The organism is Kribbella sp. NPDC055110, assembly GCF_053607525.1.
In genome coordinates this window covers 126,297-149,618 of record NZ_JBSGTS010000014.1, presented here as the reverse complement: position 1 = coordinate 149,618, position 23,322 = coordinate 126,297, and the positions used below count along the sequence as shown (strand labels likewise).

At 68.5% G+C, this 23,322-nt stretch carries 20 protein-coding genes; 11 read left to right on the top strand and 9 right to left on the bottom strand.

What is annotated here, in order from left to right; genetic code table 11:
- The 5 genes from ACWF0M_RS22840 to ACWF0M_RS22820 are packed head-to-tail and all read right to left on the bottom strand — an operon-like array spanning position 1 to position 4,896.
- A complete protein-coding gene (locus ACWF0M_RS22840) occupies positions 1-891 on the bottom strand; it encodes a carbohydrate ABC transporter permease (RefSeq protein ID WP_452237701.1) in 891 nt (296 codons plus the stop codon).
- A gap of 10 nt (positions 892-901) precedes the next feature.
- The gene (locus tag ACWF0M_RS22835; RefSeq protein ID WP_452237700.1) at positions 902-2,254 is read right to left on the bottom strand and encodes an extracellular solute-binding protein; all 1,353 of its coding nucleotides are present in this window, start codon (positions 2,252-2,254) and stop codon (positions 902-904) included.
- A complete protein-coding gene (locus tag ACWF0M_RS22830; protein WP_452237699.1) occupies positions 2,251-3,006 on the bottom strand; it encodes an amidohydrolase family protein in 756 nt (251 codons plus the stop codon). The genes ACWF0M_RS22835 and ACWF0M_RS22830 overlap by 4 nt, the downstream gene beginning before the upstream one ends.
- On the bottom strand, positions 3,003-3,746 hold the full coding sequence (locus ACWF0M_RS22825) for an amidohydrolase family protein (protein WP_452237698.1): 744 nt from the start codon (positions 3,744-3,746) through the stop codon (positions 3,003-3,005). Before ACWF0M_RS22825 ends, ACWF0M_RS22830 begins: the two co-directional genes overlap by 4 nt.
- Positions 3,739-4,896, bottom strand: a complete 1,158-nt coding sequence (locus ACWF0M_RS22820; RefSeq protein ID WP_452237697.1) for a hypothetical protein — start codon at positions 4,894-4,896, stop codon at positions 3,739-3,741. Before ACWF0M_RS22820 ends, ACWF0M_RS22825 begins: the two co-directional genes overlap by 8 nt.
- 214 nt (positions 4,897-5,110) lie before the next feature.
- Here ACWF0M_RS22820 and ACWF0M_RS22815 point away from each other — a divergent pair, with 214 nt between their 5' ends.
- The 7 genes from ACWF0M_RS22815 (at position 5,111) to pgsA (ending at position 13,077) form a co-directional block, all read left to right on the top strand.
- Complete coding sequence (locus ACWF0M_RS22815; protein WP_452237696.1) at positions 5,111-5,626, top strand: DinB family protein; 516 nt, start codon at positions 5,111-5,113, stop codon at positions 5,624-5,626.
- Positions 5,627-5,657: 31 nt separating this feature from the next.
- Entirely contained in the window at positions 5,658-6,446 is a 789-nt protein-coding gene (locus ACWF0M_RS22810) for a DUF4184 family protein (RefSeq protein ID WP_452237695.1), read from the top strand.
- A gap of 73 nt (positions 6,447-6,519) precedes the next feature.
- Positions 6,520-9,144 carry a DNA translocase FtsK 4TM domain-containing protein gene (locus tag ACWF0M_RS22805; RefSeq protein WP_452237694.1) on the top strand — a complete coding sequence of 875 codons (2,625 nt, stop codon included), beginning with the start codon at positions 6,520-6,522 and terminating at the stop codon, positions 9,142-9,144.
- Positions 9,145-9,148: 4 nt separating this feature from the next.
- A complete protein-coding gene (locus tag ACWF0M_RS22800; protein ID WP_452237693.1) occupies positions 9,149-9,715 on the top strand; it encodes a hypothetical protein in 567 nt (188 codons plus the stop codon).
- Between the two features lie 114 nt (positions 9,716-9,829).
- Complete coding sequence (locus ACWF0M_RS22795) at positions 9,830-10,594, top strand: helix-turn-helix domain-containing protein (RefSeq protein ID WP_452237692.1); 765 nt, start codon at positions 9,830-9,832, stop codon at positions 10,592-10,594.
- A gap of 51 nt (positions 10,595-10,645) precedes the next feature.
- Positions 10,646-12,457 (top strand): MiaB/RimO family radical SAM methylthiotransferase, encoded by a 1,812-nt coding sequence (locus ACWF0M_RS22790; protein ID WP_452237691.1) that lies wholly within the window; start codon positions 10,646-10,648, stop codon positions 12,455-12,457.
- Positions 12,454-13,077, top strand: a complete 624-nt coding sequence (gene pgsA, locus ACWF0M_RS22785) for a CDP-diacylglycerol--glycerol-3-phosphate 3-phosphatidyltransferase (protein ID WP_452237690.1) — start codon at positions 12,454-12,456, stop codon at positions 13,075-13,077. Before ACWF0M_RS22790 ends, pgsA begins: the two co-directional genes overlap by 4 nt.
- Positions 13,078-13,116: 39 nt before the next feature.
- On the opposite strand, the gene ACWF0M_RS22780 is transcribed toward pgsA, so the two are convergent.
- Entirely contained in the window at positions 13,117-14,463 is a 1,347-nt protein-coding gene (locus ACWF0M_RS22780; protein ID WP_452237689.1) for a DUF2332 domain-containing protein, read from the bottom strand.
- 389 nt (positions 14,464-14,852) lie between these two features.
- On the opposite strand from ACWF0M_RS22780, the gene ACWF0M_RS22775 reads away from it, so the two are divergent.
- Both ACWF0M_RS22775 and ACWF0M_RS22770 read left to right on the top strand, forming a co-directional pair.
- Positions 14,853-15,362: a CinA family protein gene (locus ACWF0M_RS22775; protein ID WP_452237688.1), complete on the top strand. Its 510-nt coding sequence runs from the start codon at positions 14,853-14,855 to the stop codon at positions 15,360-15,362.
- Between the two features lie 163 nt (positions 15,363-15,525).
- Positions 15,526-15,813 (top strand): helix-turn-helix domain-containing protein, encoded by a 288-nt coding sequence (locus ACWF0M_RS22770; RefSeq protein WP_130379674.1) that lies wholly within the window; start codon positions 15,526-15,528, stop codon positions 15,811-15,813.
- Between the two features lie 8 nt (positions 15,814-15,821).
- On the opposite strand, the gene ACWF0M_RS22765 is transcribed toward ACWF0M_RS22770, so the two are convergent.
- The 3 genes from ACWF0M_RS22765 to ACWF0M_RS22755 form a co-directional block, all read right to left on the bottom strand.
- Positions 15,822-16,283, bottom strand: a complete 462-nt coding sequence (locus ACWF0M_RS22765) for a DUF4262 domain-containing protein (protein WP_452237687.1) — start codon at positions 16,281-16,283, stop codon at positions 15,822-15,824.
- Positions 16,284-16,384: 101 nt separating this feature from the next.
- Complete coding sequence (locus tag ACWF0M_RS22760) at positions 16,385-17,170, bottom strand: Fpg/Nei family DNA glycosylase (RefSeq protein ID WP_452237686.1); 786 nt, start codon at positions 17,168-17,170, stop codon at positions 16,385-16,387.
- A gap of 11 nt (positions 17,171-17,181) precedes the next feature.
- Positions 17,182-21,828: an ATP-dependent helicase gene (locus ACWF0M_RS22755; protein ID WP_452237685.1), complete on the bottom strand. Its 4,647-nt coding sequence runs from the start codon at positions 21,826-21,828 to the stop codon at positions 17,182-17,184.
- A 122-nt stretch (positions 21,829-21,950) separates the two neighbouring features.
- Between ACWF0M_RS22755 and ACWF0M_RS22750 the strand changes: the two genes are divergently transcribed.
- Positions 21,951-23,105 (top strand): LppM family (lipo)protein, encoded by a 1,155-nt coding sequence (locus ACWF0M_RS22750; RefSeq protein WP_452237684.1) that lies wholly within the window; start codon positions 21,951-21,953, stop codon positions 23,103-23,105.
- Positions 23,102-23,296: a DUF3046 domain-containing protein gene (locus ACWF0M_RS22745; protein WP_130379664.1), complete on the top strand. Its 195-nt coding sequence runs from the start codon at positions 23,102-23,104 to the stop codon at positions 23,294-23,296. The genes ACWF0M_RS22750 and ACWF0M_RS22745 overlap by 4 nt, the downstream gene beginning before the upstream one ends.
- Positions 23,297-23,322: the final 26 nt, after the last annotated feature.

Here is a 23,322-nt window from a genome sequence, read left to right as displayed (position 1 = left end):
TCAGTACTCGATCCGTTCCCGACGGGTGATGAGTCGCAGTACGGCGACGCCGGCGACGACGCAGGCGAGCAGTACGACGCCGAGCGCTGTCGCGTAGCCGAGCTCGAAGACCGGGGTGTACGCGCCGACCGCCCGTTCCCAGATGAAGATGGTCATGGTGAAACCCGACCGCGGCGGCGAGGGGAAGGTGGTCGCCACGATGAGGTCGAAGATCTTCATCGCGGAGATCAGCCACAGCACCATGGCGACCACCAGGACGTCCCAGGTCATCGGAAGGGTGATGAGCCAGAACGTCCGCCAGTCCGAGGCGCCGTCCATCTTCGCCGCCTCGAAGTAACTCTTCGGGATCTTGTCGATCCCGGCCATCAGGATGACCAGGTAGAAACCCATGTAGGTCCAGATCACCGCGATCGTGAGCGACGGGATGATCAACTTCGGACCCAGCCAGGTCTGGTCCAGCGAGCCCAGCCCGACCGCGTCCAGGAACGCGCTGAGCGGACCCCAGGACCGGTTGTAGACGAACTGCCAGATCATTCCGACGCCGACGCCCGGCAGCACGATCGGGAAGAACATGATCGCCCGGAAGAACTTCTTGCCGCGGATCTCCCGTTGCAGGATTGCGGAGAAGAGGAACGCCAGGCCGAAGATGCCGGCACCGCCGCCGACGGCGATCACCGCCGTGTTGCGCAGCGAGACCCAGAAGGTCGGGTCCGAGAGCAGATGCCGGTAGTTCCCGAACCCGATGTAGGTCATCCGGGTGGTGAACCCGTTCCACTGGAACAGGCTCACCCGGACGGCGTCGAAGGCCGGGTACACGAAGATCAGCGTGTAGACAGCCAGCGCCGGGAACAGGAACGGCACCACCACGCTTCTGCGTCCTGTACGTCTCACGGTCAGGTCCTCAGCTGCTCGGCGGGGTGTTGGTCGACCAGAACTTCTTCGTGCCGTCGGACAGGCAGCTGATGAAGTCCGACGGGCCGGACTGCATCAGGAAGAAGCGGTCGTCACAGCGGTTGTAGACCTCGGTCATGTACTTCGGGATGTCGTCGTTCAGGCCGCCGCGCTGACCCATCACCTTGTAGGTCTTCAGCACCTCGGCCTGGGCGAGGTGGGTCGGGGGAGTCGGCGCGTTCTTGGTAGCGGTCGGGAAACCGGCCTTCGGCAGTTCGGTACCGGCGCCGGCCGCGGACGTCATGAACTTGACCCACTTCACGGCCGCGTCCGGATGCTTGGAGTTCTTCATCACCGCGTACACGTTGGCCCAGTACTCGACGAGATCGTTGCCCTTGCCGCCGGCAACGTTCGGGAACGCGAACATGCCCATCGAGAAGTCCTTCGGGGCCTGCGACTCGACCTCCTTCGGCAGCCACGCGCCCATCAGCATCATCGCGGTCTTGCCGTTCACCCACTGGGCCTGCGCCGCCGGGTAGACCGAGCCTTCGAAGCCCTTCTGGAAGTCGCCGGCGTCCTGCAGCTGACGGACCATGTTCGCCGCCTGGAGGAAGACCGGCTGCTTCCACAGCTCTCCGGTCTTGTCGTACGCCGCCTTGCGGAACGAGTCCAGACCGGCCAGCCGGATCGCCAGGTAGCTGAACCACCAGTTGTTGTAGAAGTCGAGGCTGCCGTCGGCGCCGAGCGGCGAGACGCCGGGGTCTTTCGCCTTCAGCGTCTGGATCAGCTGCAGGAACTGGTCCCAGGTCATCCCGGTGACCGGCGGTCTCAGGCCGGCGTCGGCCAGCATCTTCGCGTTGTACCAGAAGCCCGAGACGTACACGTCGCGAGGGATCTCGTACGCCCCGTCCTTCTCGGCGAAGGCCTGCACCGATCCGGGCGCGAACTCGTCGAGCCACTTGCCGGTGGTGGCGCCGTACGCCGGTTGCTGCAGGTAGGAGTCGAGGTTCAGGGCCTGGTGGGTCAGCACCACGGCACTGCGGACCCGGTCGTTGGAGTGGTCAACGATGTCGACCTGCTGGCCGGCGTTGATCGCACCCTGCAGTTTGGTGAGGACGTCGCGACCGGCCCAGTTGATCTCGACCGTGATGTCCGGGTTCTCCTTCATGAACCGGTCGGTGGCGGATTGCATCAGCTGTTGCAGCGGTTCGCCGGTGCTGAACATGCTCCAGTAGACGATCTTGGTCTTGCCGCCGGAGTCGCCGCTGGACCCGCCGGCCGACACCGGCCCCGAACAGGCGGCCGCGCCGGCGGCCAGGGTCAGGGCAGCGACGATCGCCGTTGCGCGCTTGCGAAATCTCATCTCGAACCTCGATCTGGTTGCATGAGCAGTTGGGCGTTGCCGCTCAGGACGGTTGCCTCCGCCTCCGGGGAGAGCCGGAGGTCACGGATCTTGCTCAACTGGAAGGTCTGCCAGTACGGGTCGCCGAAGCCGGCGTCGGAGCCGAACAGCAGCCGGCTGGTGCCGACCTCGTCGACCATCCGGCGCAGGCCCGCCGGTGGTGCCCCGGACGGAATGACCCACAGGTTGTCCACACGCTGCAGCGCGGCCACGGCTTCGACCCAGAGGTCGTGCAGGCCGCCGTGGCCGAGGATCACCGGAACGCCGGGATGACGCTCGGCGAACGCGGCGATCTGCAGCGGTGACGAGTTGGGTGGGGTGCCGTCATGGAACACCACCGGGATCCCCAGTGTCTCGAGCGCCGTACCGAGGTCGTCCATACCGGGCTCGATCGGCGAGAAGCCTTGCAGCCAAGGGTGCAGCTTCAGCCCTCGCGCCCCCGCCTCGACGGCCCGGTGGAGTTCGTCCACCGCGCCGGAGAGATGGGGGAAGACAGTGCAGAACGGAACGAGCCGGTCCGGTGCCGCGGCGCAGAACGCCCGTACGACGTCGTTGTGGTGCGGGTCGGGATCGCTCAGGCCGGCGGTCGTGAACACCCAGGCCACATCGACACCCTGGGTGTCGCACAAGGCCAGGAATCCCTCCGGACCCGTTCCGAGCTCCGGTGGGTAGAACGAGTCGGGCGGTAGATGGGTGTGCGCGTCGATGATCATGACGACGCACCTCCTCCGAAGACCCGCCGCGCGGTCCCGCCGAACACCTCGGCCGCGTCCGGTGCGGAGAGGTCCGCAGCACGGTGGTTGGCCAACTCGAGACCGAGCGAGCTCAACGGCGCGTCGGACCCGAACATCACCCGGTGCGCGCCGTACGTCTCGACCAGTTGCCTCAAGCGAGCAGGCAGGCTCCACGAGGTCTCGACGACGACGTTGGCGGCCAGGTCCGCCGCCGTTATGGCGTCGGCCTTCAGATCAGTGCTGCCCGCGTGCCCCATCACGAAGGTCACTTTCGGGAACGTGCGGGCCAGCTCCACAAGCTGCAAGGGCTGTGCGTACGGCGGCGTACCCGTGTGCACGTAGACCGGGACGCCCAGCGTCTGACACTCGGCGATCAACGGATGGACCATCGGGTGGCAGAGCACGAAGCCCTGCAGGGCTGGGTGCAGCTTCAGGCCGACCGCACCGGCGTAGACGGCCCGGCGAAGTTCGGCCACCCCCTGCGCGCCGAACCAGGGGTTCACGGTTGCCATCGGCAACAGCCGGTCGGGATAGGTGGTCGCCGCGGCGAGCATCGCGTCGTTGCCCGCCCGGTTGTCGACGGCGATCTCGCGGTCGGCCGGAATCAGCACGGTCTTGGCGACGCCGTGCTCGTCCATGTCGGCGAGCAGGTGATCGAGGTCGTCGACGGTGTCCACGCCGCGACCGAGATGCCGGTGTCCGTCGATCACGTCAGTCATCGAGCTGACACCGCCACAGGTACGACGAACGCAGCTGGTTGTCGTTCTCGCCCGCGTAGAACACGCCGTCCTCGGCCTCGACGAGCATGTGGATCTTCACCGCGCCGTCGTTGCGGGCGGGATCGAAGATCGGGCCGAGATCGTCCGTCCGGCCGGATGCCCGGTCGTGGCGGAACATCCGCGCCTTGCCGCGCCCTTCGGCGTCGATGCCCTCGTTGCCGGCCCCGTAGATGTGGCCGTCGCGTGCCTGGACCAGACCCGCCAGCCGCCGTCCGGTGAAGGGCTTGCCCAGTGATTCGGCCCGTCCCGTCTCGGGATCGAGCGTGCTCAGGCCGCCGGCCGTCGTACCGACATAGATGAGGCCGTCGTCGGCCAGCAGCATGTGGTCGACCGCCGCGGTGTCCCGCTCCCACGACTTCGGTGGTCCGTAGGGGAACCATTCGAAGGCGTCCTGGTCGGGGTCGTAGCAGAAGTACCTGATCGGTCTCGATCCGAGGTCGTCCTCGAAGGCCCTGTTCTCGCCCCACGTGCCCCAGAGGCGGCCGCGGGGATCGAGCACCGCGTTGTGCGGCTGGCAGATCATCCGGGCATTGCCGACATAGGCCAGCGTCCGGGTCTGCCCGGACAGCAGTTCGTGCACGAACAGGTGCTCTGCCGGATAGGTGAACCCGTAGACCAGGCGCCGCTCGGGGTCGAGCAGGATCGACTGGATGTACTGCCGCCGAACCGGGACGGCCAGCAGTTCGTACCCGCCGTCGGCCGGCCGGTACCGCAGCAGCTTCCCGCCGCCGGCCCGCCGTTGCTGGTCCATGTCGTGCAACATCGCGGTCGCCACCAAGTACGAGCCGTCGCGATCGCGCTCGAGCGACCGGTGGAACTTGGCGTCGAAACGGTCGCCGACCCGGTCGTAGCCGAGCGACTCGAACTTCTGCGTGCCGGGCTCGAAGGTCCAGAAGATGTCGGTGTTGATCGACGTCAGGCCGAGGTAGAGCAGTTCGCGATCGGCGTCCCAGGACAGGCAGTCGAACGAGATCCAGTCGTCGCGGTAGCGCGGATCGGCGCGCAGGTCCTCGATCGACCAGCGGCCGGCGACGGACTGCTGCCAATCGTCGAAGCGACGGTCCCTGAGCGCGTGCGCCTGCACCTTCACGATGGCTCCCTTGATCGTCTGACTGCAAAAGACTACAAGCGCTTGCAGTCTGTGGGAAGACTGATCCCTCGGGATATTTGAGCGTAATCCGTGAGACGCCGCGTTGTTTCGCTGAGGTTTCGCAGCAAGCTTATGAGAGCGCTTGCAGGTCACCTGGCGGTAATATGCCGGGGCCGGTTCCGCGGACCGGCGAGGCACCGGCTTGGATGGTGCGATGACTTGGATCGCACCACCGGTGGAACGGCCCGACGGATCGTTGGTGGCCCCCGAGCGGGAGTTGCTCGCCGGGTACCTGGACTTCTACCGCGCCACCTTGCTGTTCAAGTGCGCCGGACTGACCGCTGAGCAGTTGGCCGAGCGGCCGTCGCCGCCCTCCAACCTGTCGCTGCTCGGCCTGATCCGGCATCTCACCAAGGTCGAGCGGATCTGGTTCCGCATCCACTTCGCAGACTCGCCCGCGGAGCCGCTGTTCGCGCCGGAGCTCGGCAAGGACGCGGACTTCGAGCTGATCGACCCTGCTGACGCGCAGGCGGCGTACGACGGCCTGATCACTGAGTGGAAGCTGTCCGACGACGCTGCCGCCGGTCACTCGCTGGACGACCGCTTCACCTTCAACGGCACCGAGTCGACACTGCGGATGATCTACATCCACCTGATCGGCGAATACGGCCGCCACTGTGGCCACGCCGACCTCTTGCGGGAACAACTCGACGGGACCACAGGCGCGTAACGACGACCTCGGGGGCTTCTAAGGTGCGGGGGTGCCGTTCACCCTCGCCCACCCCGCGGCAGTCCTCCCGCTGTTCCGCCGGCCCTTCGTGGTGTCGGCGCTGGTCGCCGGTGCAGTGGCTCCCGACCTGCTGTACGTCGGCCCGCTCTACCGGATCGCCACGCGGATCAACGGCAACTTCACGCTGACGCTCACCCACGAGTTCACCTCAGCCTTCTGGCTGGACCCGCTGCTGGCGTTGCTGCTCCTCGCCGTCTTCACCCTGGTATTGAGGCGACCCCTCACAGCTCTCGCCCCACCCGCGCTCGCAGCGCGTCTACCTGCACTGGAGCGACTCCGGCCTCCCGGTGCCACGCTCCTGCTCTGGACGGTCGTCTCGGCTGTCCTGGGCGCGTTGACTCACGTGGTCTGGGACTCGTTCACCCACGGCGACGGGTACTTCGTTCGCCAGTTCCCGGGCGTCTTCCGAGCAGAGGTGGTCGGCGGGTGGGACGTGAACCGCATCCTCCAGTACGTCAGCACACTGGGCGGCTGCCTCGTACTCGCGGTGTGGCTCTATCGCTGGTACCGCCGTACGACACCGCAGCGTGTCGACGAGCGCATGCCGACCTGGCTGCGGTACGGCGTCTACGTCGTGGCGATCGGTCTGGCGGTCGGGGGAGTGGTCGTGGAGGCGGGCAGGGTCGACGGCGGGTTCGGCGGCGAGACCGGCGTACGAACGGTGCTCATCGGGCTCGTTTCCGGCGGTCTGATCGCAGTCGGCGCGTACGTCGTTCTGTGGCACCTGGAGCGACTGCGACGGCGGACACACAGTTCGTGACGCTACGGATGAGCCAGCGTGATCGGCGTGTGACACGTGGGACTCAAGGGGTAGTCGGGGTAGCCTGATCTATATGGCGACCCGCACGTCTTCCCCGGCGCGGGCGCAGAAATCGGCAGCTAAACGGCCGAGTACGGCCCGTTCGGCTGCCGGTGGACGCTCCCGTCCGTCAGGCGCCCAGAAGCGTGGGCAGAGCACGAAGCGCAGCGGTGGATCCACCGCAGCGCGGACCAGCACGCCCAAAAACAGCGGACCGGGCCCGTTCGCGGCCGCCATGCTCGCGCTCTGCCGCGGGGTGGTGAAGGTCTGGATCGGCATCGCGCACCTGCTCGGCAGCATGGTGCGGGGGATCGGCCACAGCGCCCGTGACCTGGAGCCGGAGCACCGCCGTGACGGCGCCGGCCTGTTCCTGATCGGCCTGGCGGTCGTCGTGGCCGCTGCGATCTGGTGGGACCTCCCAGGCTCCGTCGGCGACGGCGTACGGACGGTGGTCGGCGGCAGCATCGGCATGCTCGGCTGGGCGCTCCCGCTGATGCTGGTGGTCATCGCGATCCGCACGCTGCGTCACCCCGACCGCAACGGCCCAGCCGGCCGTCAGGTCATCGGGTGGACCGCGGTGTGCCTCGGCGTACTGGGCCTGATCCACATCGCCAACGGTCTGCCGCGGCCGAGCAACCCGGCCGACGGACCGCTGCGTGACGCCGGCGGCGCGATCGGGTACTTCGTCTCGTCGTTCCTCTCCGACCTGCTCACGCAGTACGTCGCAGCGCCGCTGCTGGTGCTGCTGTCGATCTTCGGCGCCCTGGTAGTCACCGGGACGCCGGTCTACGCGATCCCGCTGCGGTTCCGGGCGGCGTTCGACGTACTGATGGGACGCACCGAGCTGCCCCAGGACGCCCCGTCCGTGATCGCGGCTCCGACCGACGACACGGTCCGGCTGACCCGCAAGCAGCGGCGCGCCAAGGCCGAGCTCGACGAGGACGGCGAGCCGACGATCAAGCCGTACGACTCACCGGTGCTCGAGGAGACCCCGAAGCGCGGCCGCAAGGCGAAGGCGCAGCCGGTGGTCGAGGAGCCGTACGACGTCGACGGGTCCGACGACATCGCTGCGGCTGCCGCGGTCGAGCCCGCCTTCGAGGCGCCCGCCCCGAGCAAGCCGCCGGCACCGGCGCCCGAGCCGCCGCCGCACACACCGCTGCCGCAGCGTGTCGAGCAGCTGAGCCTGTCCGGCGACATCACGTACACCCTGCCCGACGGGCAGATGCTCAAGCCGGGCTCGGTCCACAAGGCCAGGACCAAGGCGTCCGACGCCGTAGTGGACCGGCTGACCGAGGTGTTCGAGCAGTTCGGCATCGACGCGCAGATCACCGGCTACACCCGCGGCCCGACAGTCACCCGCTACGAGGTCGAGCTCGGCTCCGCGGTCAAGGTCGAGAAGGTCACCGCGCTGTCGAAGAACATCGCGTACGCCGTCGCGTCGGCCGACGTCCGGATCCTGTCGCCGATCCCCGGCAAGTCCGCGATCGGCATCGAGATCCCGAACACCGACAAGGAGATCGTCAGCCTCGGCGACGTGATCCGGTCGGCGACCGCCCGCAACGATCATCACCCGATGGTGGCCGGCCTCGGCAAGGACGTCGAAGGCGGCTTCGTGGTCGCGAACATGGCGAAGATGCCGCACCTGCTGGTCGCGGGTGCGACCGGTTCGGGCAAGTCGGTATTCGTCAACTCGCTGATCACCTCGGTCCTGATGCGGGCCACGCCGGACGAGGTGCGGATGATCCTGGTCGACCCCAAGCGGGTCGAGCTGAACCACTACGAGGGCATCCCGCACCTGATCACGCCGATCATCACCAACGCCAAGAAGGCGGCCGAGGCGCTGCAGTGGGTCGTCCGCGAGATGGACATGCGGTACGACGACCTCGCGGCGTTCGGGTTCCGGCACGTCGACGACTTCAACAAGGCGGTCCGTGGCGGCAAGGTGAAGCCGCCACCCGGATCCGAGCGCGTGCTCACGCCGTACCCGTATCTGCTGGTGATCGTCGACGAGCTCGCCGACCTGATGATGGTCGCGCCACGCGACGTCGAGGACTCGATCGTCCGCATCACCCAGCTGGCCCGGGCCGCCGGCATCCACCTGGTGCTCGCCACGCAGCGTCCGTCGGTGGACGTCGTCACCGGTCTGATCAAGGCGAACGTGCCGTCCCGACTCGCGTTCGCGACCTCGTCGCTGGCCGACAGCCGGGTCATCCTCGACCAGCCGGGTGCGGAGAAGCTGGTCGGTCAGGGTGACGGCCTGTTCCTGCCGATGGGCGCGAGCAAGCCGATGCGTATCCAGGGCGCGTGGGTTACGGAGAGCGAGATCCACGGCGTCGTCGAGCACTGCAAGACGCAACTCGAGCCGACGTACCGCGAGGACGTCACCGCGGTGGCCGGGCCGAGCAAGGACCTCGACGACGAGATCGGCGACGACCTCGACCTGGTGGTGCAGGCGGCGGAGCTGATTGTTTCCACCCAGTTCGGCTCGACGTCGATGCTGCAGCGTAAGCTCCGCGTCGGTTTCGCCAAGGCCGGCCGGCTGATGGACATCCTGGAGAGCCGCGGCGTCGTCGGTCCCAGTGAGGGTTCCAAGGCCAGGGACGTCCTGGTCAAGCCCGACGACCTAGAGGACTTCATCACCACCCTCCGAGGAGAGTGAGACCGTGACCGCCGCGAGCGCACTGCCCAGGCAGGAACGATTCGACGTCGACCCCAAGCCCGTGCCGTTCACCGTTCGTGCCTCGCAACGCGTACACGGCGGGCTCGCCGTCGGTGCAGCGCTGGTCGCGATCGGCTTCGCGGCATCCGCGTCCGTGAGTCCGGCCGGCATCCTGCGCTGGATCGTGGCGGCCGCGTTCGCCGTACTCGCCGTGGTGTGTGCCCGGGCGCTGACCGTCGGGGACATGCTGGTCGCCGACGACGTCGGCATCCGGCTGCGCATCGGCAGCGAATGGGTGGGTACCCGGTGGGAGGACATCGAAGAGGTGACGGTGCTGCAGCGACGGCATCCGCTCGACGACGGGCGGATCGCCGTACACCTGCAGGATCCCGGGCCGGTCCTCGGTGCGATGCCGAGTTCGACCCGCAAGACAACCGACGCCAACCGCCGTCTGACCGGATCCTCACTCGCGATACCGTTCGGGTTGACGGCTCGGCCGTCCAACGGGGAAGTGGTGCAGGCACTGCACATGCTGGCCGATGCCAGATGTCCGGTCAGGGAACAACTCTGACTCGTCCGTGACTCCGTCGAACCCAGGCCGTTGAGTTGATGTCGTGCTGTTGATATCGACTCACCGGCTGTCGATGTCCGCGAACAGGTCGGACGAGGAGAGGATGGTGGGGACGTGAGCATCGGCAGCGAGCTCACGGCGGCCCGCGAACGGGCCGACATGACGATCGAGCAACTGAGCGCCGCTACCCGGATCAGGTCCGGGCTGCTGATCGCCATGGAGGCCGACGATTTCTCCCGCTGCGGCGGGAACTTCTACGCCCGTGGGCACATCCGGTCGATCGCTCGCGTGGTCAAGGCCGACCCTGCTCCGTTACTCGCCACCTTCGACGCCGAACACGCCGTCGAGGAGGAGAAGTCCCGGCGTGAGGAACGCGCCGCGGTCAAGGCCCCGACACTCCGCCCGGCCCGCCCGCGCTGGGCGCTCGTGGTCGGCGCGATCCTGGTCATCCTGATGGGCTGGGGAACGGTGCGGCTCTTCAGTTTGCCGAGCGACATCGAGGCCAACGCGTCCAGGACCGCGACCACCACGGCAACGGTCACGACGCCGACCCCGAAGGCCTCACCGCAGCCGACAGTGCGGCCGACGTCGAGGCCGACCTCGGCCAAACCGCCGGTGCTCAGGACTTCGCTGACGCTGACGGCACAGGGCGACGGCACATACCTGACGGTCCGCGACAAGAAGAACCGCCGCCTGTTCCAGGGCCGCCTCAGCCCCGGCATCGCCCAATCAGTCACGAGCTCCGGCGACGTACGGGTGACTGTGGGCAACCCCGGCAACCTCATCGTCGTACTGAACGGCAAGCGGATCCCCACCAAGCTGTACAAGTTCACCGCGCACCCCAACGGCACACTCAGCAAGACCACGGGCAACGGGTAATCGGGCTTCCGAGTTAGGTACGGACGTGCACAGCGCGTCATACTCGTGGGGATGACTACGCCACCCACCACCGTCGCCCTGGTCACGCTGGGCTGTGCCCGTAACGATGTCGACTCCGAGGAACTGGCCGGCCGGCTCGAAGCCGGCGGATTCCTACTGGTCGACGACGCCGCCGAGGCGGACACGGTGGTGGTGAACACCTGCGGATTCGTCGAGGCTGCGAAGAAGGACTCCGTCGACACGCTGCTCGCGGCCGCCGACTACAAGGACTCGGGCCGCACGCAGGCCGTCGTCGCGGTCGGCTGCCTTGCCGAGCGGTACGGCGAGCAACTCGCGGAGGCCCTGCCGGAAACCGACGCCGTACTCAGCTTCGACGACTACGCCGACATCTCGGACCGCCTCCGCGCGATCCTCGCCGGCAGCAAGCACCAGTCCCACGTACCGCGCGACCGTCGCAAACTCCTCCCACTGGCCCCCGCCGACCGCCACGCAAGCCCCGGCGTAGCCATCCCCGGCCACGGCGACCCCGCCGCCACAGACGCCGCCACCGACGCCCCCGCCGAGACCTCGACCGGCGCGTCCGCCGGCACCGCGTCCGCCGGTGCCTCCGCCGGTACCTCCGCCGGTGCGGCTGCCGATGAGCGGACGCCCGCGCTGGGTTCCCACATCCCCGACGCGCTCCGGCCGGTCGGCTCGGACGCCCCTAGCGAACTCAAGGGACGCTTTGTCACCGGCGCACCGGAAGAGCTGAAGATCGACGCCCCCGACCTCGCGACCGCTCCCGCCAGCGGCCCCCGCGTCATGCGTCGTCGCCTCGACGGCGGCCCGATGGCCCCGCTGAAACTCGCCTCCGGCTGCGACCGCCGCTGCGCGTTCTGCGCGATCCCGATGTTCCGCGGCGCCTTCATGTCCCGCCGCCCGGCCGAGGTACTCCGCGAAGCCGAGTGGCTGGCCGAGAACGGCGTACACGAACTCTTCCTCGTCTCCGAGAACTCCACCTCCTACGGCAAGGACCTCGGCGACCTCCGCCTGCTCGAGACTCTGGTCGGCGAGATCGCCCAGGTCCCCGGCATCACCCGCGTCCGCGTCTCGTACTTGCAGCCCGCCGAGATGCGCCCCACCCTGATCACCGCGATGACCGCCACCCCCGGCGTCGTCCCGTACTTCGACCTGTCCTTCCAGCACGCCTCCGGCCCGCTCCTGCGCCGGATGCGCCGCTTCGGTGACTCCGAACGCTTCCTCGAACTCATCGCCCAGGTCCGCGCCGCAGCCCCGACCGCCGGCATCCGCAGCAACGTCATCGTCGGCTTCCCCGGCGAGACCGAAGAGGACGTCGACATCCTCTGCGACTTCCTGTCCCGGGCCGGCCTGGACGCGATCGGCGTCTTCGGGTACTCCGACGAGGACGGCACCGAGGCCGAGACGTACGACGGCAAACTCGACGAAGACACCATCGCCGACCGCCTCGACCGCGTCACCCGCCTGGCCGAGGACCTGACGTCCTCCCGCGCCGAATCCCGGATCGGCGAACTCCTAGAGGTCCTAGTCGAATCCCTCGACATGGACGCCACGGACGCGAGGGGCTCCGCAGCCTCCGCCGACGTCGCGAGCTCGACGGACTCGGCACACGCCGGCGACTCGGCCGGATCTCTCGGAGCCGGGCGGACAGCCGAGGGTCGTGCGGCGCACCAGGGTCCCGAGGTGGACGGAATGACAACGGTGACGGGCCTCCCGGACGGGATCCGGGTCGGGGATCTGGTATCCGCGAAGGTGGTGTCGAACGACGGTGTCGACCTGATCGCCGAGTTCGCGGCACTCGTGAACGCCCCAGACGCCCGCCCGGCAGCTAACCTGACCGCGTGACCAACCCGGAGACCAACCCGGCGCCGCACGCAGCCGGCGGCCATCTCCACGCGCCCAGCGCCTGGAACGTGCCGAACGCGCTCACGGTCCTCCGCCTGATCCTGGTACCGCTCTTCGTCTGGCTCCTGCTCCGCGACGGCGGCCACACCACCGGCGACCGCCTCCTCGCGACGGCCGCCTTCGTCGTCGCGATCGTCACCGACCGCTTCGACGGTGACATCGCCCGCCGCTGGAACCTGGTCACGAACTTCGGCAAGATCGCCGACCCGATCGCAGACAAGGCCCTCACCGGTGCCGCCTTCCTCGGCCTCTCGTATCTAGGCGAACTCCCATGGTGGGTCACGATCGTCGTCATGGTCCGCGAGTGGGGCGTAACAGCCCTCCGCTTCTGGGTCATCCGCCACGGCGTCATGCCCGCCAGCCGCGGCGGCAAGCTGAAGACGGTCCTCCAAGCCGTAGCCCTGGGTCTGTACCTCCTCCCATGGCAACACCTGGCCGTGATCCATTGGCCAGCAGTAGCCATCATGGCCGCCGCCGTCGTGGTAACCCTCGTCACCGGCGTCGACTACCTCTCCCGAGCCCTCCGCCTCAGAGCCGCCGCCAAACGCCCCCTCCCTTAAACCCGCGCCACCTGCCACAGCCGGCTGGGTGGAGGTGGGTTATGCGGGTGAGTCGGCGAGCCAGGCGAGCATCTCTCCGCGCAGCCAGCAACGGCCGACCGCCGCGGCATGCAGTGACGCGTGCTCGAACACACCCAATCCCATAACGCTGTGCCCCGAAGCCCGCCGATCGCCGAACGTCGGAATCCCCGGAGCGACTCCAACCCCCTCCACCGACACCCAGGCGACCGGCCGCCGAGTCGCCGCCTCGTCGAGCCGCTGCAGGAATCGCAACCGCCCCTCAAGATCCAACCCCGACAACGCCCAGGTCGTGATCACCACCGGGAGTACGTCGTCAGGCACCGAAGCGATCGCCTCCGGAAGAGCCTCGACAACACCACCCCGCACCAGCACCGGAGGAGCCGCCTCCGCCAACGCCAACTCCGCCTCGAGCCGCGCCAACCGCTCCACCTGATCCGGCGGCACACACGCCCGCAGCCAACGCGCCTCGTCCACGTCAGTCACATCCACCGGATCACCATCAACCACGACCCGAGCCGCAACCTTCGGCATCGCGAGCTCTGGCACCCGCCCATCGCCCACCACCGACGCCGAAACCTGCACCCCAGAGCCTGCATCACCCAACGACTGCCCGTTGCCGTACGCGATCCCCACCCGATCGACGGTCAGATTCAGCCCAGCCGCCCGCCCCACATCAATCAGCCCAACCGACCCCGCCCCAACCCGCCGCGCCACCTCAGCAACAGCCGGATACACCACGGCATGCCGCCCACCCTCATCCCCCCGAACCTTCCGCCCCGCCGCAACCTCCAACACCAAACCCCCAAGCCCCCGAACCACCCGCACAGCCACCGCCCCAACCCCATCCAGCCCACCACCCGCACCCGCCCCATCGGCACCGGCACCTGCCGCTCCGGCACGGGCACGTGCCGCATCGGCACCCGCACCAGCGCTGACACTTGCCGCACCGGCACCCGCGCCTGCCGCGCCAGCGCCGGCACTTACCGCACCGGCACCCGCACCTGTCGCATCGGCACCGGGAGGGCTCGCAGGTCCACTGCCTGCACCTGTCTTGGCGGTGGCGTTTGCGGTGCTGGCGTTTGCGGTAGTGGTGTTTGCGGCGGCGAAGGCTGCAGCCAGGTCGGGGGCCTGTCCGGAGAGGGCGAGGTAATGGAGTGCGGCGAGGATTGCCGTTGGATGCCGCCGCCGTGGCGGCGCGTTCTCGATCACCCGGAGCGCGTCAGCTGACTCGCTCAGCGCAATCGCCATGCGCGCGTACAGCGGCGAAATCTTCAGCGCATCGACTTCACCGAACCGCCGATAGACCTCCGCGAGAGTTCGCCCGCGCACCCCGCCCTTCGCACTTCCACCACCAGCCTCCGACATCCGAAGGAGTCTAGTGACGCGCACCCCCCACCCCCACCCCCGCACCCGCACGCCCCCCGCACCCTCGCACCTCCGCACCTCCGCACGCGCGCACCCGCGGACCGGCGGACCGGCGGACGGCGGACGGCGGACGGCGCATCGGCGCATCGGCGCACCCCAGGCAACTCCCGACACCTGCGCGGGCCGACGCGTGGAACTGACGGCTGGAGCTGGCTGGGGAGGTGGCGGGTGGAGCCGTCGGGCTGACGCTGACGGGCTGAGGCTGACGGGGCCGAGGCTGACCGGGCCGAGGCTGACTGGGGCGGGGTGCGTGTCGAGGTTGGGGGGTTGGTGGTGTGTGTGGTGTTGGGTGGTGGGTGTTCAGTGGCGGTGGGTGTTGAGAGTGGGAGGTGGCCGTGGCCGTTGGTGGTGGTGTTGGTGTTGAGGTGGCGGTTGAGCGGTTGGTGGGGTTGTTGCTGGAACGTGGCGTGACGCTGGCTACCGCTGAGTCGTTGACTGGTGGGATGGTCGGGGCGGTTCTGACGGATGTGCCGGGGGTGTCGGCTGTGTATCGGGGTGGCGTTGTCGTGTACGCGACTGACCTGAAGGCCAAGCTTGCGGGCGTTCCGGAGGATCTGCTGGCTGCTGTGGGGCCGGTGCACCCGGATACGGCTGCTGCGCTGGCCAGCGGCGTGCGGGAGCGTCTGGAGGCGGACTACGGGCTCGCGACGACCGGTGTGGCCGGACCGGACCCGCAGGCGGGTGTCGCGGCCGGCACGGTGTACGTCGCCGCGGCCGGACCGAGCTCGGTGCAGGTGCGGAAGTTGCAGTTGGGCGGTGACCGGGCAGCTGTGCGCCGGGGGAGTGTGCAGGCGGTCCTGGAACTCGGAGCAGAACTTGTGGCGGAAGATCTCGACTGATCGAGGTGTTAGGACCAGCATGGTGACAGGTAAGGCAGACTGGCACGGCGCACCGAAGGTGGACATTGCGAGAGGTAGTGACCCAGCAACAGGTACCGTTGGTTCCTACGGTCGAGCTACCGTGCGAGTAGACGCGGCCGGACAGGCGGAAGGGAGAAACCTCATGGTGCTGGTTCGTGGCCTGCTGGGCGACGTGCTGCGGCGTAAGCGGCTGCGCCAGGGGCGCACTCTGCGCGAGGTATCCGCCGACGCACGCGTCAGCCTCGGCTATCTGTCCGAGGTCGAGCGCGGTCAGAAGGAAGCTTCGAGCGAGTTGCTGGCGGCCATTTGCATGGCGCTGGAAGTGCCGTTGTCGACGGTGTTCGCCGAGGTCAGCGAAGACCTGGCTCGTGAAGAGGCCCTGGTGCTGGCGCATCCGACCATCGAGCCCGAGGTCGTGGCCGCGGCCTGAGTCGCGGGTCATCGGACGCCTCCGTCGGGAGTCGACTCCGTGCTGGACGGCTGGATCAGTGCGATGCGGTTCGGCCAGACGAGTTGCAGGGCCGGCAGCGGCGGCTGACCTGGCCGCCGGAACATCGTGTTGGCGGTGAACAGGTGGTGCGCCGAGTCGGGAAACCGCAGGAGTTCGGCGGTGTGCGGAGGCGGGAAGAAGCCGCGCAGGTCGTCGCCCTCGTCGAAGGCCGCGCCGTCTAGCACCGCCTCGGCGAGCGGCGTGAGCCCTAGGTAGGCGTAGCAAGGCTCCGGGTCGAAGACGATGATCTCCGGATGCCGGTACAGGCTGAGGCCGAGTGTGTACCCGAAGGCAGGGTTCCGGCCGCCGTCACCCTCGATGAACTGCATCGTCCACCCGTACGTCTGAATGTTCCGCTCGAGCTGCCGCGAGTACCTCTCGTCGTCCAGGCCGCCGCACTTGTCGCACATCGTCATCTCCTCTCGCTCGAACAGTTGTTCGATGCGCCAGAGAAGGTATCCGTGTTCTCGCCCTCCGGAGGCGTTGTCCACAGGGCAGTTTCCGACAGGAATCAGGCTTCGGGCTGGCAGACCGGGCACCAGTAGGTGACCCGTTCGCGCGTCGGCTCGCCGAGGGAAGACGTGAGGATCGTCGTACCGCATCGGAGGCAGGGCTTGCCGGCGCGTTCGAACACCCAGGAGCGTTGTCCCGGCCGGTCGACGCCGGTGCTGACCTGGGTGCCGTTGCGAACGTTGGCCTTCATCAGCTTGCGGCTGAGATCGATCGCGGCGGGGACATCGACAGCCTCGACCGGGCGCCACGGGTGCAGACCGAGCAGGAAGCAGACCTCGGTGCGGTAGAAGTTGCCGATTCCGGCGAGGTTGCGTTGGTCGAGCAGCGCCTCGCTGATGGTGCGCCCCGGATCGGACTCGACGTTCGAGATCGCGAGGGCGCGATCGAACGACGGCGACAGGAGATCCGGGCCGAGATGGCCGACAACGGTGCCTTCGTTGTCGGAGGCGACGAGCTCGAGCACCGGCAGCCGGTAGCCGACGGCCGTCCAGGGTGCGGTTTCCAGGACCACACGGATCTCGTGGTCAGGTCCGCCGCGCCAACGCTCACCGGGTCGGTACAGATGCCAGCTGCCGTCCATCCGGAAGTGGCTGTGCAGCGTGAGCCCACCGGAGATTCGCATCAGGATGTGCTTGCCCCGCGCAACGACTTCCAGCACTGTCCGTCCGCTCAGATCGGTCGTCGCCAGCGATGGCACCCGGAAGTCTGTGCGAACGAGTTCCTGCCCGCCGAGGGCCTGGTTCAGCCGCTTGCAGGCTCGCCAGACGGTGTCTCCTTCTGGCATGACCGACTACTTCACGCCCGGAGCCGCAGACCGCGTGGCGTGGCGTGGAAGCCGGCCTTGGCCAAAGCGTCCCCGAACGCGGTATGGCGTACCTGCTCACCGTCAGCTGTCTCCACACTGAGCTTGCCGAGCTGACCGTCCCTGATCGACAGGGCCAATGCGTCAACGGCCGGCTGCAGCAGATCGGGATCCTCCGTGAAACTCAGCACGGTCCGCCCGCCACGCTCGACGTACACGATCAGCTGCCCGTCGACCATCACGACCAACGCGCCCGCCTTCCGGCCCGGACGATGACCGCCGGCACTTTCCCGCTCGGGCCATGGCAACGCGGCGCCGTACGGGTTTGCTGGATCGGACGCAGCCAGTACGACGGCGCGCGCGGTCAGCTCCTCGTTCTTCCGGCGAGCGGCGCCACCTGCCCGCGCGCCACCAGGCCCGAACCGTCCCGGAGGACCGAACGGTCCGTCAGGCTTCGTCGAAGTCGGAAGCTCGGCGAGCGCGCGCAGCCGATCGACCGCTCCAGGCAATGCGAACTGGGCAGCTCCGAGGCCTGCGACGAAGTACCCGCGCCGGCACCGCCCGGACTCCTCGAAGGCACTGAGCACCTTGTAGACGGCCGCGAATCCACCGGGCGTCCGTTCGGTGATCACCGAACCCCGCGTCACGATGCCGTAGCGATCGAGAAGGGTCTCGGCCGCGGCATGCGCGCGCCGGGTCGTATCCGTGCTGCGGGCCGGAAGCAACGACCACCGGCCGCCAGCCGTCGGCGGACCACTCCGCGACGGCATCGCGGGTCGTCCTGGCCGGCCAGGGCGACCCGGACGCGCGCGTGGAGTCGCACGACGTGTTCGGTGACTGCCGCGGCCACCACCGACCAGCGATCTGACCGGCGTCAACGTGTCGTTCGTCAGCGACCCTGACCAGACGAGGTCCCAGAGGACGCCGACCAGCGTCTCGTCATCGATCGCACCGGAGGTGGATCCGACGACGTCGCTCAGCTGCCGGAAGAAGAACGCACCGCCGCCGGACAACGCGTCCAGCACGGCCTGATGCGTTTCGCCGAGCTCGAACGCCGGATCCGGGTCAGGCAGCGTCAAGTCGCAGTTGTCCGCCAGATGCAGCGACACCCATCCGTCCGTCCCGGGCAGCGAACCCGCACCGGCCCACACCACCTCACCGGTCGCAGTCAGCTCGTCCAACATCGACGGCTGATACCCGGGCACCCGCGACGGCAGCACGATCGACTCCAGCGCGGACGCCGGCACCGCGCATCCCGCGAGCTGTTCGACCGCTCCGAGAAGTACGTCGTACCCGCGTCCGCGGCTGCTCGTGATGCCTTGCCAGGCCGGCAGGAATCGCGCCAGCGCGGAGGGATCGACCGGCTCGACCTCCTTCCGCAACGCGGCGAGGGATCGCCGTCGCAGCAGCCGGAGGACTTCGCTGTCACACCATTCGAGTGCGATCCCGCCCGGAAGGAACTCGCCTTCGACGACTCGCCCGGCCGCACCCAGCCGCCGTAGTGCGTCGGTGACGACCGCGACTCCGATGCCGAGATGGGTCGCGAGATCGATCGCGCGGAACGGTCCGTGCGTCCGCGCGTACCGAGACACCAGGTCGCCAAGCGGATCTGCGACAGGTTCTGCATGCGCCTCCGCAACGCCAGGTGGCAACGGCACGCCGAGCGCGTCACGCAATCGAGCCACGTCCTCGACGACCGCCCAGCGATGCTCGCCAGCGATCCGCACGCGTACGACGCGACGCGCGGCCGCGAGGGACGTCAGCCAGGACTCGGCATCCGAACCGTCGACACACCGCTGGGTTGCCTCCGGCAACGACAGCGGACCGACCATCCGCAGTACGTCGAACAACCCTTCGGCATCACGCGCTCGGCGGTCCTCGGCGAGACGTTGCAGCTCGGCCTCGGTCCGCAGTACGACCTCGGCGTCGAGCAACTCACGCAGCTCGGTCCGCCCGAGCAGCTCAGCCAGCAAGCTCTGATCGAGCGCGAGCGCAGCGGCACGCTTCTCGGCGAGCGGACTGTCGCCCTCATACATGAAGGCGCCCACATAGCCGAACAGCAACGACTTCGCGAACGGCGATGCCTCCGACGTCTCGACTTCGACGACCGAGATCCGGCGCTCACTGATCCCGGTCAGCAGATCCTTCAACGCAGGCAGGTCGTAGACATCCTGCAAGACTTCGCGCAGTGTCTCGAGCACGATCGGGAACGACCCGAACTTGCTCGCAACACTCAACAACTGCGAGGCGCGCTGCCGCTGCTGCCACAGCGGTGACCGGCGTCCCGGATTGCGTCGTGGCAGCAGCAAGGCCCGCGCGGCACACTCGCGGAACCGTGCCGCGAACAACGCCGACCCGCCCACCTCGGTGGTCACGAGATCCTCGATGTCTGCCGGATCGAACAGCACCAGCTCCGCGCCCGGCGGTGGCTCGTCCGTCTCCGGCAGGCGCAGCACGATCCCGTCGTCGCCGGACACCGACTGCGCGTCCATGCCGTAGCGATCCCGGAGTCGCGCCGCTATCGCCAGCGCCCACGGGCCGTGCACCTGACCGCCGTACGGCGAGTGCACGCACACCCGCCAGTCGCCGAGCTCGTCGCGGAACCGCTCGACCACGATCGTCACGTCGTCCGGCACGCGGCTGGTCGCGTCACGCTGCTCGGCGAGATACGAGACGAGGTTGTTCGCGGCGTACTCGTCCAGGCCTGCGGTCCGCGCACGCTCGACCGCCTTGGCCGCAGGCAACGACGCCATCTTGCGAACGAACGCACCGGTTGCCGCACCGAGCTCAGCCGGCCGCCCGACCGCATCGCCCTTCCAGAACGGCAATCTGCCCGGCTGACCGGGCGCGGGGGAGACGAGCACGCGGTCGTGCGTGATGTCCTCGATCCGCCAGCTCGACGCGCCGAGGGTGAACACGTCGCCGACCCGCGACTCGTACACCATCTCCTCGTCGAGCTCGCCCACCCGATGGTTCGTCGACTCGCCGACCAGGAACACCCCGAACAGCCCGCGATCCGGAATCGTCCCACCGCTCGTCACCGCGAGCCGCTGCGCGCCCGGCCGACCCGAGATCTCACCGCTCACCCGGTCGAACACGATCCGCGGCCGCAGCTCCGCGAACTCGTCGGACGGGTACCGACCGGACAGCATGTCGAGCACCCCGTCGTACGCCGATCTCGGCAGGGTCGCGAACGGCGCGCACCGTCGTACCAGAGAAAAGAGCTCGTCGACGTCGATGGAGTCCAGGGCCACGATCGACACGATCTGCTGCGCGAGAACATCCAGCGGATTGGCGGGGATGTGCAGGCTCTCGATCAGGCCGTCGCGCATCCGCTGCACGACGACGGCGGTGTCGATCAGATCGCCGCGGAACTTGGGGAACAGCACTCCACGCGATACCGCTCCGACCTGGTGACCCGCACGACCGACGCGCTGCAGTCCGCTGGCAACGGATGGTGGGGCCTCGACCTGGATCACGAGATCCACGGCACCCATGTCGATGCCGAGCTCGAGGCTGCTCGTCGCCACGACGCACGGCAGCCGACCAGATTTCAGGTCCTCTTCGATCAGAGCGCGCTGCTCCTTGCTGACCGAGCCGTGATGGGCCCGCGCGATCAACGGCGGAGCCGCGAGCGATCCACCCGACTGCGCCATCACCTGCGCAGGCGAGCCGAGCTCCTGCAGTTCTAACTCCGCGCGCTCGGCAGCGATCTCGTTCAGCCGGGCGGTCAGTCGCTCGGCCAGGCGGCGCGAGTTCGAGAAGACGATCGTCGAACTGTGCTGACTGATCAGGTCGAAGACGTGCTCCTCGACATGCGGCCAGATCGACGCATGCTGCTGCGGACCGGCCGCGGACCCTGACGTCTCCACCTCGGTCGCGGCCAGCTCGGCCATGTCCTCGACCGGTACGACGACGCTCAGATCCCACTGTTTCGTGAACTTGGGCTGCACGACCGTCACCGGCCGCTCGCCGCCGAGGAACCGCGCGACCTCCTCCACCGGCCGCACCGTCGCCGATAGACCGATCCGCTGCGCCGGTTGCGGCAGCAGCGTGTCGAGCCGCTCGAGGGTGAGCGCGAGATGCGCGCCCCGCTTGGTCCCGGCGACCGCATGCACCTCGTCGACGATGACGGTCTCGACCCCGCGGAGCGACTCCCGGCCTTGCGAGGTCAGCAACAGGAAGAGGGACTCCGGTGTCGTGATGAGTACGTCGGACGGCCGCGTGGCGAACCGTCGTCGCTCGTTGGCCGGGGTGTCGCCCGAACGCACCGCGACCTCGACGTCGATCGGCGCCTCACCGAGCCGGCGGGCGGTCTCCCGGATACCGATCAACGGCGCGCGAAGGTTCCGCTCGACGTCGACTGCGAGCGCCTTCAGCGGTGACACGTAGAGCACCCGGCAGCGCAACTTCGGATCGGCCGGCGGCGGTGTCGTGGCGAGTCGGTCCAGCGCCCACAGGAAAGCGGCCAGCGTCTTCCCGGAACCGGTCGGGGCGACCACCAGCGCGTCCCGGCCCGCGGTGATGGCGTCCCACGCCTCGAGCTGGGCCGGGGTGGCCGCCTCGAAAACGTCGCCGAACCACGCCCGGGTCGCGGGCGAGAACCGGCTCAACGCGCTGGTCTTCTTCACGCCGACCATCTTGCCGGGTGCCGCCGACAGTTTTCACCCGCCGCTCTCACGCGCCGTCCGATCGCCCACCGTGAGCAGGCGGTTTCCGTCCGGTGCGCAGGTTGTCCCCTTCGTCTGGAATGATCGGCGGCATGATGAACCGCGTACGTGCAGCCCTCGTCATCGTGGCCTGCCTGGTCGGGTTGACCGGGTGCGTGAAGCTCGACGCCGACCTCAAGGTCGGGTCGAACGAGACGGTCTCGGGGAACATGAAGATCGGGGTCGACAAGCAGCTGCTGCAGTCCAGCGGCCAGTCCCTCGACAAGATCCGCCAGCAGATCGAGAGCAGCATCAAGTCGACGGCCACCCAGGGCGTCGAGTGCAAGTCGTACGAGGACGACAAGTACGTCGGTTCCAACTGCACCTTCCAGAACGTGCCGTTCGACAAGATGGGCAGCTCGAGCGGCGAAGGCGTCGGTTTCACCAAGGACGGCGACAAGGTCAAGGTGTCGGTCGAGGCCGGCAACCTGGGTAGCAACCTGCCGTCCGGCGGCAGCCAGCCCGAGGTGAACTTCAAGATCACCATGCCGGGCAAGATCCTCGAGCACGACAGCGGTGCGAATGTCAGCGGCCGTACGGCGACGTACGACAGCCTCGACAAGCTCGGGAAGATCTCGCTGACCTCCGAGGCCGGTGGCGGGTTCCCGACCTGGGCGCTGATCCTGATCATCGTGCTCGTGCTGCTCGCGATCGCCGCGGCGGTGTTCTTCATCCTGCGTAGTCGCAAGGCGCAGGGGCCGCAGGGCTACGGCCAGCAGTATCCGGGGCAGTACCCGGGCCAGCCGGGTCAGTACGGCCAGGGACAGTACCCGGGGCAGCCCGGGTTCGGGCAGCAGCAGTACGGCCAGCCGGGTCCCGGTGGGCAATACCCGGGCCAGCCCGGTCAGTACGGCAGTCAGCCGGGTCAGTACGGCGGTCAGCCGGGGCAGCCTGGTCCGTACGGCGGTCAGCCGGGGCCGTACCCGGGTCAGCCGCAGCAGCCGGGTCAGCCTGGTCCGCAGCAGTACCCTGGTCAGCCTCAGCAGGGTGGCGCGCAGCAGCCACCTCAGCAGGGTCCGGGTGGTTGGGGACAGCAGCCTGGTCAAGATCAACAGCCTGGCCAGCAGCCTGGTCCGCCGCCGCAGGGTTACGGTCAGCAGCCGCCGCAGCAGGGTGGTTGGGGCCAGCAGGGTGGTCCGTCGGCGCCTCAGCAGGGGCAGCAGGGCGGTTGGGGACCGCCGCCGAAGGACGATGACGGGCAGGCATGAGACTGACGGAATTCTGGGCACGGATGGACCACCATCTCGGGCCCGCGTATGCACGGACCTGGGCGGAGACCCAGGTGGTCCAGGAACTCGGCGGCCGGACGGTCGTCGAGGCCCTGGCCGACGGTGAGGCCGCCAAGTTCGTCTGGCGGGCCGTGTGGGCGCACCTCAACCTTCCGCCCAGCGAACGCTGACCAGCCCACGCTGATCAGCCACGCCA